Origin of the sequence: Conexibacter stalactiti (assembly GCF_033542075.1) — a bacterium.
Classification (GTDB): Bacteria; Actinomycetota; Thermoleophilia; order Solirubrobacterales; family Solirubrobacteraceae; genus Conexibacter; species Conexibacter stalactiti.
Genome location: NZ_JAWSTH010000148.1, coordinates 1 through 12765, shown reverse-complemented (window position 1 = coordinate 12765; position 12765 = coordinate 1). Strand labels below are relative to the sequence as shown.

The 12765-nt window shown below is 74.2% G+C and carries 10 protein-coding genes and 1 pseudogene; 6 read left to right on the top strand and 5 right to left on the bottom strand.

The features are described 5' to 3' along the window. A partial coding sequence (locus R7226_RS29465; protein ID WP_318601052.1) for a hypothetical protein occupies positions 1-449 on the top strand: 449 nt, incomplete at its 5' end. A gap of 6 nt (positions 450-455) precedes the next feature. On the opposite strand, the gene R7226_RS29460 is transcribed toward R7226_RS29465, so the two are convergent. Both R7226_RS29460 and R7226_RS29455 read right to left on the bottom strand, forming a co-directional pair. Next, complete coding sequence (locus R7226_RS29460; protein WP_318601051.1) at positions 456-1487, bottom strand: LLM class flavin-dependent oxidoreductase; 1032 nt, start codon at positions 1485-1487, stop codon at positions 456-458. Further along, on the bottom strand, positions 1484-2401 hold the full coding sequence (locus tag R7226_RS29455) for an SAM-dependent methyltransferase (protein ID WP_318601050.1): 918 nt from the start codon (positions 2399-2401) through the stop codon (positions 1484-1486). Before R7226_RS29455 ends, R7226_RS29460 begins: the two co-directional genes overlap by 4 nt. Before the next feature lie 90 nt (positions 2402-2491). On the opposite strand from R7226_RS29455, the gene R7226_RS29450 reads away from it, so the two are divergent. Both R7226_RS29450 and R7226_RS29445 read left to right on the top strand, forming a co-directional pair. Further along, positions 2492-3082, top strand: a complete 591-nt coding sequence (locus tag R7226_RS29450; RefSeq protein ID WP_318601049.1) for a TetR/AcrR family transcriptional regulator — start codon at positions 2492-2494, stop codon at positions 3080-3082. Positions 3083-3192: 110 nt separating this feature from the next. Continuing rightward, the gene (locus R7226_RS29445; protein ID WP_318601048.1) at positions 3193-4173 is read left to right on the top strand and encodes a BclA C-terminal domain-containing protein; all 981 of its coding nucleotides are present in this window, start codon (positions 3193-3195) and stop codon (positions 4171-4173) included. A 3-nt stretch (positions 4174-4176) separates the two neighbouring features. Here R7226_RS29445 and R7226_RS29440 read toward each other — a convergent pair whose 3' ends face one another. After that, a complete protein-coding gene (locus tag R7226_RS29440) occupies positions 4177-5010 on the bottom strand; it encodes an alpha/beta fold hydrolase (protein WP_318601047.1) in 834 nt (277 codons plus the stop codon). A 130-nt stretch (positions 5011-5140) separates the two neighbouring features. Here R7226_RS29440 and R7226_RS29435 point away from each other — a divergent pair, with 130 nt between their 5' ends. The 3 genes from R7226_RS29435 to R7226_RS29425 are packed head-to-tail and all read left to right on the top strand — an operon-like array spanning position 5141 to position 10474. Further along, positions 5141-7729: a glycosyltransferase family 2 protein gene (locus tag R7226_RS29435; protein ID WP_318601046.1), complete on the top strand. Its 2589-nt coding sequence runs from the start codon at positions 5141-5143 to the stop codon at positions 7727-7729. Next, a complete protein-coding gene (locus R7226_RS29430) occupies positions 7726-9333 on the top strand; it encodes a chitinase (RefSeq protein ID WP_318601045.1) in 1608 nt (535 codons plus the stop codon). Before R7226_RS29435 ends, R7226_RS29430 begins: the two co-directional genes overlap by 4 nt. A gap of 52 nt (positions 9334-9385) precedes the next feature. Beyond that, on the top strand, positions 9386-10474 hold the full coding sequence (locus R7226_RS29425; protein WP_318601044.1) for a hypothetical protein: 1089 nt from the start codon (positions 9386-9388) through the stop codon (positions 10472-10474). A 25-nt stretch (positions 10475-10499) separates the two neighbouring features. Here the strand turns inward: R7226_RS29425 and R7226_RS29420 are convergent, their stop codons facing one another. Both R7226_RS29420 and R7226_RS29415 read right to left on the bottom strand, forming a co-directional pair. Continuing rightward, entirely contained in the window at positions 10500-12296 is a 1797-nt protein-coding gene (locus R7226_RS29420) for a Vgb family protein (protein ID WP_318601043.1), read from the bottom strand. A 66-nt stretch (positions 12297-12362) separates the two neighbouring features. After that, positions 12363-12765, bottom strand: a pseudogene (locus tag R7226_RS29415) (hypothetical protein); the annotation flags it as partial.

The following is a 12765-nucleotide window of genomic DNA, read 5'->3' as shown; positions in this document are numbered from 1 at the left end:
CGGCCGGCGCCGGGCACGTGGCGACCGCGTCGGCGCGCCCGCGCCGGCGCCGCCGCATGACGCTCGCCGTCGTCGCGGCGGCCGTCGTCGCCGTGCCCGGCGTCGCGCTCGCCGCGAGCGCGCTGATCTCCGACGACGAGGTCGAGCAGAGCATCCCCGCCGGCACGCTCGCGCTGATGGGGACCGACCCCGACTGCACCGTCGTGCGCGAGGGGATCGAGTTCGACTGCGTGCTGGCGCGCGCGCCGGTCGGCGAGATCGCGCCCGGCGACTGGCTGGACACCGTCGAGCCGACCGTCGGCGCCGACAGACGCGTCAACGGCGGCTGCCGCTCGCTGAACGCGAACGGCACCAGCTGGCGCTGCTGGATCGGCAGAGAGGCGGTCCGCCAGCAGACGATCGGCGCCGAGTTCCTCGGGCAGGAGGTGTCGGGGCCGGGGGTGGGCTGAGCGGGCTCAGACCACCGCCGGCGACCAGCCGATCGCCGGCGCGATCTCGCGCGCGATCGTCTCCAGCATGCGCGCGTTGTACTCGACGCCGAGCTGGTTGGGAACGGTCAGCAGCAGCGTGTCGGCCTCGCGCACGGCGGCGTCCTGCGCGAGGTCCGCGGCGATCGCGTCGGGCTCGCCGACGTAGCTCTTGCCGAAGCGGGCGACGCCGCCGTCGAGGTAGCCGACCTGGTCCTCGGCCGGGCCGGCGGCGCGACCGCCGAAGTAGAGGCGGTCCTCGTCGCTGACGATCGGCAGCACGCTGCGGCTGATCGAGACGCGCGGCGTGCGCTGGTGGCCGGCCGCCGCCCACGCCGCGCGGTAGAGCGCGATCTGCTCCGCCTGCAGCTCGTCGAAGGGGACGCCGGTGTCCTCGGTCAGCAGCGTCGAGGACATCAGGTTCATCCCCTGCGCCGCCGTCCACTCGGCCGTCGCGCGCGTGCCGGCGCCCCACCAGATGCGGTCGCCGAGGCCGGGCGACTGCGGCTGGATCGCGAGCGTGCCGGCGACGCCGCCGCGGCCGTCGTCAGCGTGCGCGACCGCCGCGCCGTCGATCGCGGCGCGGAACAGCTCGGTGTGACGGCGCGCGAGGTCGGCGTCGCTCTCGTCCCCACCGGGGACGTAGCCGAACGACTCGGCGCCGCGCAGCGCCGGCTCCGGTGAGCCGCGGCTGATGCCGAGCTGCAGCCGCCCGCCGGCGATCAGGTCGGCGGCGGCCGCCTCCTCCGCGGCGTAGAGCGGGTTCTCGTAGCGCATGTCGATCACGGCGGTGCCGATCTCGATCCGTCTCGTGCGCGCGCCGATCGCCGCCAGCAGCGGGTACGGCGCGGCGAGCTGGCGCGCGAAGTGATGGACGCGCACGTACGCGCCGTCGAGGCCGATCCGCTCGACCTCTTCGGCCAGCTCGATCGTCTGCACGAGCGCGTCGCGCGCCGTCGGAGTGCGCGAGCCCGGGCCCGGCTGCCAGTGACCGAAGGAGAGGAATCCGATCCGCTTCATGGGATCGAAGGTAGCGGGCGCGGTGACGACCGCGTCGCCTGCAGCAGCCAGGCGCAGGCGTCGCCGACGGCGGCGCGGTCGAGCACCGGCGGCAGCGGGCGGTCGAGCGACGTCGCCAGCGCGGCGGCGTCGATCGCGGCGGCCGCCCAGCCGTGGCCGGCGAGCCACGCGATCGGGTCGTCGAGCGTCGAGCGCCAGGAGGCGCCGCCGGCGTCGAGCACGTGCCCCTCCTCGTCGGTCTCCGGCGGGCGCGTGCCGGCCGTCGGGACGTGCTCGGCGAGCAGGACGCTGCCGGGCGCGCTGAGCTCGCCGACGGTGCGCAGCAGCGCGTCGTTCTCAGCCGGCGAGAGGTACATCAGCAGCCCTTCGGCGAGCCAGGCGGTCGGCGCCGCGGGATCGAAGCCGGCGGCCAGCAGCGGCGCGCGCCAGTCGTCGCGCAGATCGACGGCGAGGACGGTGCGAGCGCAGGTGGCCGCCTCCTCCACCAGCGGCTCCTTGAAGGCGACCAGCTCCGGCACGTCCAGCTCGAACAGCGCGGTGCCGGCCGGCCACGGCAGCCGGAAGGCGCGTGCGTCGAGCCCGGCCGCGAGCAGCACGACCTGGCGGCAGCCGCTGACCAGCAGCGCGTCGTCGAAGGCGCGCGTGCGCAGCGCGACGTAGCCGCGCATCACCGGCACCATCTCCCCCAGCGGCGGCGGCGCCGGCTCGCCGGGGCGGTCGGCCGCGGCGGCGAAGCGGGCGGCGAGCGGATCGGCGAAGAGGCGGTCGTCGCCCACGCTCTCGGCGGCGCGCTCACGCGCGATCGCGACGGCGGTGGCGGCGACGGCCGGCAGCGGCGCGGGCGCGTCGCACGCCGCGACGGCGGGCGGCGCGGGCGAGCCAGCATCCTCCCCTGAAGATCTTTGCGACAACATGTCGCCATCTTAGCGACAGTGCGTCGCCACGTCGCCATCAGCGGGTGCCGCGCGGTTGGCGACGGCGCGTCGCCACGTACTCTTCACCGCATGCCGCGCATCGACGCCGCCACCGTCGCCGAGCACCGTGCCCAGCAGCGCGACGCGCTGCTCGACGCGGCCGAGGAGCTGCTGCTCGCCGACGGCTACGAGGCGCTCGACTTCCGCGCGCTCGGGGCGCGGACCGGGCTCGCGCGCAACTCCGTCTACCGCTACTTCCGCTCCCGCGACGAGCTGGTTGCCGAGCTGTGCGAACGCGGCATGCCGGCGTGGCTGGCCGAGATCGACCGCGCGCTCGCCACCGAGCGGACCGCTGCCGGCATGGCCGCCGCCTACGTGCGCGTGCAGCTCGAGATGGTCGCCGCCGGCCGCCACCGGCTCGCCCAGGCGCTCGCCCACGCGCCGCTGCCGGCCGAGACGGTCGCCGCGATCCACGCCCTGCCGGCGCGCGCCGCCGCGCGGCTGGAGGAGGCGCTCGGAGCCGTCGGCCACCCGCGACCGCGCGTCGCCGCGCAGCTCGCGACCGGCCTGCTCAACGGCGCGATCGTGCTGCTGCACGACGACGAGCCGCCTCCGACGATCACGGCGATCACCACCGCTGCCGCCCGCCGCGCCGTCGCCGAGGCCGCGAAGGAGGCGTGACGGGCTGACCTGCCCGCTCAAGCGATAGCGCCAACGTGCCGACATCGAGGTCGTGCTCGCGCACGCGCGCGATCACGGTCGCCACTTCGAAATCGCTGGGGGTCCCCGCCGTGCTCAACGTCCCGTCCCGCCGCGCCCGCGAGCGCATGACCGCCGTCGCGCTCGGGCTCGGCGCCGTCGCCGCCACCGCCCTGACCACCGCGCCGGCGGCGACCGCCGCCGCCAGAGGCGCACCCCAGCGGATCTACGTCTGTGTGACGGCCGACTTCGGCACGCTCAACCTCTCCAGCAAGACAGCCGCCTGCCCGCGCGGTCAGCGCAAGATGTCGTGGCAGGTCGAGGGCCTGCGCGGGGAGTCCGGTCCGCGCGGCGACCGCGGCCCCGCCGGCCCCAGAGGAGCGACCGGGCCGCAAGGCGCCCAGGGCACGCCGGGCGCCGGCGGCGCGAAGGGCGACGCCGGTGCGCCCGGTCCGCAGGGTCCGGCCGGCAGCGGCGCGCCCGGCGCGCAGGGCGAGGCTGGTCCCGCCGGCCCCCAGGGTCCGATCGGCCCCGTCGGGCCGCAGGGCCCGCAGGGCGTCCAGGGCCCGCAAGGCGACGCCGGCGCCAACGGCAGAGACGGCAGAGATGGCGTGGTCGGCCCGATCGGCCCGGCCGGCCCGCAGGGTCCGACCGGCGCCTCCGGCGGCTTCCCCGACGACACCGGCTGGATCAGCGACTCCAGCGGTCAGCTCGTCCCCTTCACCGGCCTGATCGCGCTCGGCGGCACCAGCATGCTCGGCGCGAACCTCACGTACCTGCCGGCCAGATCCGAGGTCAGCGTCGGCAGCGCCGGCCGCTACCTCGTGCGCTGGCACGTCAACGTCGAGAGCGCGAGCGCCGGGCTCGGCTCGCAGGTGATGCTCTCGCGCAACAACGCCGGCCTCAACTACACGACGACGCCGCTGTTCGGCAGTTCGGGCAACCTCAGCGGCGAGGTGATCGTCGACCTCGACGCCGGCGACTGGCTCAAGCTGTTCAACAACTCCAGCGGCACGCTCCAGCTCGCGAACGGCGCCGTCGGCGCCTCGCTGACGATCCAGCGGATCGACTGACGCTCACACCCTCGCGAGGAACTCCCCGATCGCCTGCGCGACCCGCTCCGGCGCGGTCGTGTGGGCGACGTGACCGAGACCGGCGAGCGTCACGACCCGCGCGCCGGGCAGCGCCTCGGCCAGCGCGCGGCAGTTGAGCACCGCCCGCTCGGGGCTCTCGCTGCCGATCAGCAGCAGCGTCGGCGCGGAGATCGCCGCGCAGCTGGCGAGGTGCTCCTCGCCGAGCGCGGCGACGGCGCTGATCTCGTCCGGCACGGTCGCGGCGAGCCGCCGGAAGGCCGGCGTCGGCTTGATCCGCAGCGACGCCAGCGGCCCGTCGGCGACGACGAGGCCGGCCGCGTCGAGCACGTTCATCGACAGTGGCACGGCCTGCTCCGGCGCGCCGTCGAGCACGCACTGGCGGAGGCTCGCGAGCTGCTCGGGCGTGATCGCGCCGGCGACCCCGACCGCCGGCTCGTACAGCAGCAGCGCACCCAGCTCGCCGGGCGCCGCCGTCCGCGCCAGCTCCAGCGCGACCGCGCCGCCATAGGAGTGGCCGAGCAGCGCGGCCCCGCGACCGGCGACCCCGCCACCGCCACCGCCCGCCACCGCCAGCACGGCGCGCGCGTCCTCGACCTCGCGCTCCAGCGCGTGCGGCGTGACGCCGTCGTCGCTGTCGCCGCGTCCGCGACGGTCGACGAGCAGGAACTCGAAGCGGTCGGCGAGCTGCCGCGCGACCCCCTCCCAGCTGCGCCACGAGCCGAGCCCGCCGTGCAGCGCCACGACCGGCGGCCCGCTGCCGAGCCGGCGAAAGGCGATCCGCGTGCCATCGGCGGAGACGACCGTCTCGACGTCCATCGCGCCAGCTTCGCACACCGCTCACGCGCCGGGCCGCCCCCGCCAGCGCGGGGACGGCGCAGGCCCTTCATTTCGGGCCATCGCCGCCCGGCGCTAACGAAACCTCACCACCTGCCGATCAATCCGGTCGATGAGACCGATCCGCCGGAGCAAGGACGCGGCCCCGCCGCGCCCCGCCACGCCCAAGCGCCAGTGGGGCAGCGACAAAAAGCGCAAGGCGCTGCCGATCGTGCCCGCGCCGGCCTCCGAGAGCACGATGCTGATCGGCCAGCTCGCGATCGCGGTGACCGTGATCGGCTGGGCGCTGTTCGTGATCACGACGCTCACCAGCAGCAGCCTCACCGGCGACCCGGATCACCCCTCGCTCGGCCCCTCGACGATCCTCTACCTCGTCATCATGAGCCTGCTGGCCTGCTCGGCGCTGGCCTATCTGACGACCCGCCTCGGCTACTACTCGCGCACCCGCAGCCACCGCCGTGCGACGCGCGCCGAGCTGGTGCAGCCGTTCGAGGGCGCCGCTCCGAAGCTCAACGTGCTGATCCCCTCCTACCAGGAGGAGATGCGCGTCAACCGGATGACGCTGCTGTCGGCCGCGCTGCAGGAGTACCCCGACCTCGAGGTGACGCTTCTGATCGACGACCCGCCGGAGCCGAAGTACCGCGGACCGGCGAAGATGCTCGCCGACGCGCGCTCCCTCCCGGGCGAGATCGAAGGACTGCTGAGACCGCAGCAGCGACGCTTCATCCGCGCGCTCGACGCGCTCGAGGCGGGACACATCGAGGGCACCGAGCCGACGCCCGCGGACCTGCTCGTCGTCGCCGACGAGTACGCGCACGCGGCGCGCTGGTTCACCGAGTACGGCGACGCCTACGAGGTCACCGACAACGCCGACGCCTTCCTCGTCGGCAAGGTCCTGCGCCCGCTCGCCGCCGACATGCAGGCGAGCGAGCAGGCGCTGCGCGCCGCCGCCGCCGACGGCGCGTCGCTCGCGCTCGGCCACCTGCGCTTCCTGCTGCGCCGCCTGATCTGGATCTTCGGCGCGCGCATCAGCTCGTTCCAGCGCAAGCGCTACGTCTCGCTCTCACACGAGCCGAACAAGGCGATGAACCTCAACAGCTACATCGGGCTGATGGGCGGCGCCTACAGAGAGGTCGCCGTCCCCGGCGGCGGGATAGCCCTGCTGCGCACCGACGCCGAGCCCGACCTCGTCCTGCGCAACCCCGAGTACGTCCTCACGCTCGACGCCGACAGTGTCCTGCTGCCCGAGTACTGCCTGCGGATCGTCCACCTGCTGGAGCAGGCCGAGCACAGAAGAGTCGCGGTCGCGCAGGCCCCGTACACCGCCTTCCCCGGCGCCGCGACACGGCTGGAGCGGATGGCCGGCGCGACGACCGACCTGCAGCACATGGTCCACCAGGGGATGACGCACTACGACGCGACCTTCTGGGTCGGCGCCAACGCCGTCCTGCGCAAGCGCGCGATCGACGACCTGCGTCAGATAAGCCACGACGGCGACTGGGAGATCAGCCGCTACATCTCCGACCGCACCGTGATCGAGGACACCGAGTCGAGCATCGACCTCGGCGTCCACGGCTGGACGCTGCTCAACTACCCCGAGCGGCTCAGCTACAGCGCCACCCCGCCCGACTTCGGCGCGCTCGGCATCCAGCGCCAGCGATGGGCCAACGGCGGCCTGCTGATCCTGCCGGCGCTGTGGCGCCAGATCCGCGCCAGACGGGCGCGCGGCGAGAGCACCCGGCTCGGCGAGATCTTCCTGCGGATCAACTACATGGCGTCGATCTGCTGGGCCTCGGTCGGCCTCCTCTTCCTGCTGCTCTACCAGTTCAACGAGGCGCTGATCAGCCCGCTCGTGCTGCTGATCTCGATCCCCTACTTCCTGATGATGGCCGTCGACCTGAAGCACTGCGGCTACCGGCGCAGCGACGTCTTCGGCCTCTACGGCTTCAACCTCGTGCTGCTCGGCGTCAACCTCGCCGGCGTCGGCGCCTCGCTGCTGCAGGTGCTGATCGGCGGGCGGCCGGCCTTCAAGCGCACGCCGAAGGTCCACAGACGCACGACGCCGGGGCTGACCTACGTGCTGCTGCCGTACGTCTTCGTCGCCTTCTCGGTCTACACGCTGCTCGCCGACCTCGAGCGCGACCGCTGGGTCAACGTCGCGCTCGCCGGTCTCAACGCGCTCGCGGCGACCTACGCGATCGTCGCCTACATCGGCGTCGGCAACTCGATCGTCGACGTCTGGCGCAACGTCGTCGGCTGGCTGTACAAGCCGCAGAAGCCCAACCGCCGCGTCCGCCGCGCCGCGCGCGAGGCGCTGCTGGAGGCCGGGCCGGCCGTGCCGCACTGGTCGCAGACGCTCGCGTACGCGCCGGCGACCGGCGTCCGCCGCGCCGAGCGCCGCAGAGCCTCCGGCCGCACCGGCACCGCCGCCGACCGCCGCGACGGTCCCGATCGCCGCGAGGGCTACGGCCGGCGCGAGACCGACCTGCCGGCCTACATGGGCCGCCGCGCGAGCGACCGGCCGCCCGGCCGCGCCGACGACCCGCCGGCGCCGGAGTTCAACCGCCGGGCCGACGACCCGCCGGCGCCCGAGTTCGACGACCGCGTCGCCTACGACCGGCGCGCCGAGGACCCGCCCGTCACCAACGGCGGCGCCGAGGACCAGCCGATCTACAACCGTCGCGCCGAGGACCGCGCATGAGCTCCGCGAGCAACCTGCCCGATCCCGCGACGCTGCCCGACGCGCCCGAGCCGCAGCTGTCGGCGTGGCGCGTGCTGGTCGCGCTGCTGGTGGTCGCCGTGCTCGGCGGCGGCGGCTTCCTGGTCGCGCGCGAGGCGACCTCGACCGATTCGGCCCGCGCCCACGCCAAGCCCGGCTCCGGCCCCTGGTTCGCGCCCTACGTCGACGTGACGCTGACGCCGACCTACGCCTTCCAGGACCGCGCCGCCAACCCCGCCAGGAACGTCGCGCTCGGATTCGTCGTCGCCGGCAGATCCGCCGACGAGGCGTGCGAGCCGACCTGGGGCAGCTACGAGACGCTCGACGGCGCCGCGACCGCGATGGACCTCGACCGCCGCGTCGCGCAACTGCGCGGCCAGGGCGGCGACGCGATCGTCTCCTTCGGCGGCCAGGCGAACAGAGAACTGGCCGTCGCCTGCACCGACGCGGGCAAGTTGGAGAAGGCCTACCGCGAGGTGATCGAGCGCTACTCCGCCGACACCGTCGACTTCGACGTCGAGGGCGCGGCGCTCGCCGACGCGGCCGCCAACGAGCGGCGCGCGGCGGTCGTGAAGGAGATCCAGGATGAGGTGCGCGCCAGCAGAGGCCGCCTCGCCGTCTGGCTGACGCTGCCGGTGACGCCGGAGGGCCTGCGCCCCGACGCGCTCGCGGTCGTGACCGCGATGCTCGACGCGAGAGTCGACCTCGCCGGCGTCAACGTGATGGCGATGGACTTCGGCGTCCCCTCCGCCGCCAAGGACATGCGCGAGGCGATCCTCTCCTCCGTCGACGCCACGCGCGACCAGCTCGCGGCGCTGTTCGGCCGCGCCGGCGCGAGACTGAACACCGCCAGCCTCTGGCGCAAGGTCGGCGTGACCGTGATGATCGGCCAGAACGACGTCAGAGGCGAGCGCGTCTCGGTCGCCGACGCGAAGGCGGTCGCCGCCTACGCGCTCGACCACGGCGTCGGCCGCGTCTCGACCTGGTCGCTCAACCGCGACGTGCAGTGCGGGGTCACCTTCCCCGTGATCGGGACGCTGTCGAACACGTGCAGCGGCGTCGAGCAGAGACCGCGCCAGTTCACGAAGACCTTCAGCGTGCTGAGAGGCAGCGTGCAGGCGAACGCGGCGCGCGTGACCGAGCCCGACTTGCTGCCCGAGGCGACGACGGCGACGAGAGACGACCCGGCCAGAAGCCCGTACCCGATCTGGCAGCCGGAGCAGGCGTACCAGGAGGGCTACAAGGTCGTCTGGCACCAGGCCGTCTACGTCGCGAAGTGGTTCTCGCAGGGGCAGACGCCGGACGCGGAGAACGTCGAGCCGGGACAGTCGCCGTGGCGGCTGGTCGGGCCGGTGCTGCGCACCGACAGGGCGCCGGAGATCGAGAAGCTGCCGGCCGGGACGCATCCGAAGTGGTCCGCCGAGGACGTCTACCACGCCGGCGACAAGATCCTCTACGACGGTCTCCCCTACCAGGCGAGCTGGTGGACGCAGGGCGACGTGCCCGGCGAGCCCGGCCGCAACGGCACCGTCTCGCCGTGGAGACCGCTCTACCGCATCCCCGGCGAGCCGGCCGCCGGGAACTGACTCGGGAGGTATCTCCGATGCGGGCGGGGTGCGGGCGCGCGACAGTGCTGCGATGCCCGCCCGACTCCGCACCGCGCTCGTGCTCGCGAGCGCCTCCGCCGCGCTCCCCCCCGCAGCCGCTCACGCCATGACCTACCGCCTCGCCTACGAGGGTGACGTCAGCTACCGCCACGTGCGCGAGACCGAGGACGGCGCGTTCAAGGAGACGACGACGGCGAGCTTCCACGTCAGCGGCAGAGCCGACGGCGTCGAGATCCTCGGCGGCAAGCTGGTCGGGCCGGTCTCGATCACCGACGTGCGCGCCACCCAGGGCAGAGCGTCGCGCGTCTCGACGACCGACCAGGGCACCGACAAGACGTGCAGAGGCGAGCAGGTGCTCAGACCCACCCCCGGCATGCTGTTCCCGGCAGCACCGGTCTACGGCTGGCCAGCCGGCATGGCGGCGATCCTGCCGTTCCTCTCGGCCGAGCTGCCGATGACGTGCACCGACAGCGACGGCGGCGTCGGCGACGAGTCGGTGATCGTCTCCAATGTCACGAGACAGGGCACGAGAGCGGCCCCGAGCCGCTTCCACGTGGGCATCGACATGCCCACGGGCGCGCTCTCCCTGTCCGGCTACGAGTGGGATCTGAAGCGCTCGGAGTCGGCGCTCAGAACCTGCCCCGGCCGCGACTACTACACGAGAGTCTGCACGACCACGCTCGACGGCACGGTGCGCTTCCTGCCCCTGCGCAGCGATGACAGAGACACGCCGAGAAGCGGCGGCTCGGGCGGTGGTGGCGGCGGCGGGGTCGACGACATCGCGCCGAAGGTCGAGGGCGCCGCGACGTTGAGCGCGGGCGCCAAAACGGCGCGTGTCAAGGTCCGCTGCATCACCGGCTGCAGAGCGCGGATGAGCGTCTTCCTGCCGCCGCGCGGTGGCAGAAAGCCGCGTGGCAAGTCCAGCGCCGCCGCCGCTCCGCTCGCCTCCCGCACCGTCACGCTCGCGCCCGGCAGACCGACGGCGACCGCCGTCACCGTCGCGCTCGGCGCCGCCGCGCGCAGAGCGGTCGCGGCCGCCGGCAGCGCCCGTGTCGAGGTCGTGCTCGACCCGCCCGTCGGCGCGACCGTCCGCCGCTCGCTGAGCGCGCGGCTGCCGTAGGCGGGGCGTCGGCGCGCTGGAGCTATCAGCGGCGCCGCGCTCTTCTGCTCGCCGGCCGTCTGAACGTCACGCTCTGCGCCTTGATCCGCCGCCCTCTGCCGTCGGCGCCGCGCTCGGTGACGGTGAAGAACAGTCTCAGGCGGCCGGCTCTTCTCAGCAGTCTTCTGCCGGCGGCGTTGAGCGTCACTCTGACCAGCGCTCTCTGGCCGCCGCGCAGGATGACGGTCTTCTGCCCGAGGATCACCGCTCTCGCTCTTCTGCCTCTTCTCGCTCTGCCGTTCCCTCTGCGCGCACTCGCGACGGCGGTGACCGCGCGGTTGCGATCGCGGTCGTCCGATCTCGCGCCGGGGAAGCCGGTCACGTACTCACCCGCGGAGAGGATGTAGACGACCGAGCAGCGCGCCTCCGGCGGCCCGACGCATATCTGGTCGATTCTCATCGCGTCGCCGGCGACTGACGGCGTGCCCGCTCTGGCCGCGCCAACGCTGGCGGCGACGAGCGGTCTGCTCGGCGGGTTGGCCCCTCCGCCGGCCGGCGGCGTGGTGTCACCACCGCCGGTCCCGCCACCCCCTCCTCCGCCGCCGGGTCCTGGACCGGGCGTGCCGCCCGCGACGACGCCCGCGAGCCGCCCGAGCTTGCCCGGCGCGACGTCGGTCGCGACCGCGAACCAGACGTTGCCGCGCGTGTCGGCGGTGACCGCGAGCGGGTGACGGCCGGCGCCGAGCGGGAAGACGGTCGCGCTCGGCGCGAGCGGGTCGGGGACGACCTTCACGATCGCGTTGCTGCTCGGTCTGCTGACGCCTCCGTACTGCGCGAGCCAGAGCGTGCCGTCGGGCGCGGCGCTGATCGCGATCGGCCGGCCACCTCTGAAACCGGCGTCGATCGCCGGCAGGCTGTACGCCGTGAAGACGCCGCCCGCGACGTCGAGCCGGCCGAGCTCGTTTCTGAGCTGATTGGTGAACCAGATCGCGCCGTCCGGCGCGAGCGCGACGTCGGTCGCGCCGGTGCCGGTGTAGGAGCCCGAGCAGGGCGACCCCGGCGCGCACGGCGTGATCAGGTACTCGTCGTAGTCGGGTCCGCCGCCGCCTCTGGGCGTCGCGATCCGCCAGCCCGGCAGGCCGGGGTCGGACTCCGCGAACCACGGCCGCCCGCTGGGGTCGAGCGCGATCCCGGTGGGCTTGGCGTCGTAGCGCGCGCTGTCAAGCGATCTGCGGTTGTCCTGCAGCGCGATGTTCGACAGCTCGGCGACGACCATGTTCTCGTCGATCCAGCCGATCCGCGCGCCTGGGTACGGCGCGACGTTGTAGGTGCTGCGCTCCGTGAACCAGGCGCGGCCGTCGTCGCCGACGGCGACGTCCCACAGGTCGGGCTCCCAGCCGTCTCTGCCAGGGCTGATCTCGGTGCTGATCAGCGTCGCCGTCATCCCGTTGCTGGTTCTCGGCGTCACGAGCGCCGGGTCGGCGAAGCCGGCGATCCCGTCGCTCTGCACGAACCAGACGCGGTTGTGTCTGCCGTCGAAGGCGACGCTGCGGACCATGTTCGCGCAGCAGCTCGTGCCGGGGATCGTCGGCGTCGGGAAGAGGTCGACGCCGGCGCTGGTGCCGGCGGCCGCTCTCGCCGGGTCCAGCCGCGCGATCGTCGGCGCGCCGAACGTTCTGCCGGCCGCGGCCCAGATCGTGCCGTCGGGCGCGGCGGCGATCCCGCCCCCGGCGGTGTTGCCGTCGGGCAGGTCGAAGTACTCGGGCGTCGCGGCGGTCGCGGCCGCCGCGGGCAGCAGCGCCAGCGCGATCAGCAGCAGCGTGGTGATGCGGGCGGTTGGCACGGCGCCGATGTCTACCAGCGATCGGAGCCTGTTTCACCGCCCGTACCCACTATTGATCCCCTGCTTTCAGCGCACGACGATGCGCGCCGTCTGCGTCAGCGTTCTGCCGCCGATCGAGAGTCGCACGACGACGCTGTACGCGCCCGTGCGCGCGCCCTTGCCAACGGGCAGCCGCAGCGTGACGGTGCGGCGACCGTCGGCCGCGACCGACGCGACGGTGCGCGTCGCGCCGGTGCCGGCGCGCAGCGCGCGCGGCAGGCGGGCGCTCAGCGTCGAGCGCCCCGACGGCGCGGCGGTGCGGTTGCCGACCACGAACGCGAGCCGGGCGAAGCCGCCGCGGCGGACCGCGATCGCTCTTCTCGCCGCGGCGGCGAAGGTGACGGTGCCGTCGCGGCCGGCCGGGCCCTGCGGGCCGGGGACGCCCTGCGGGCCGCCGTCGCCGCGCGCGCCCTGCGGGCCGGTCGAGCCG